This window comes from Pseudoalteromonas sp. SIMBA_162, assembly GCF_046535955.1.
Classification (GTDB): domain Bacteria; phylum Pseudomonadota; class Gammaproteobacteria; order Enterobacterales; family Alteromonadaceae; genus Pseudoalteromonas; species Pseudoalteromonas marina.
Genome location: NZ_JAWJBQ010000575.1, coordinates 1 through 263, shown reverse-complemented (window position 1 = coordinate 263; position 263 = coordinate 1). Strand labels below are relative to the sequence as shown.

The 263-nt window shown below is 63.1% G+C and carries 1 protein-coding gene; it reads left to right on the top strand.

Annotated features, from left to right (window positions below; all coding sequences use genetic code 11):
- On the top strand, positions 1-263 hold a 263-nt coding region (locus R0J88_RS20985), incomplete at both ends, for a DJ-1/PfpI family protein (protein WP_410901024.1).

The window sequence follows — 263 nt, the reverse complement described above, 5'->3', positions numbered from 1 at the left end:
GTTTCGACTACCTGGTGGTGTTCGGCGGCCGCAATGCAATGGCTACAGCTGCGTTGGCGCCGCGCTACCAAACCTTGCTCAGGCAGGCCGGCAAAGCCGGGGTCAAGCTGGTGGGGGTCGACAATGGCGCCTTCCTGTTGGCCGCGTGCGGGTTGTTACGGGGGCACAAGGTGGTCGTGCACTGGCGTCACGAAGCCGAGTTTCGCGCCGCGTTCCCACAGTTGCAGGTGCTGCGCGATCAACTCTATTGCATCGACGCAAAC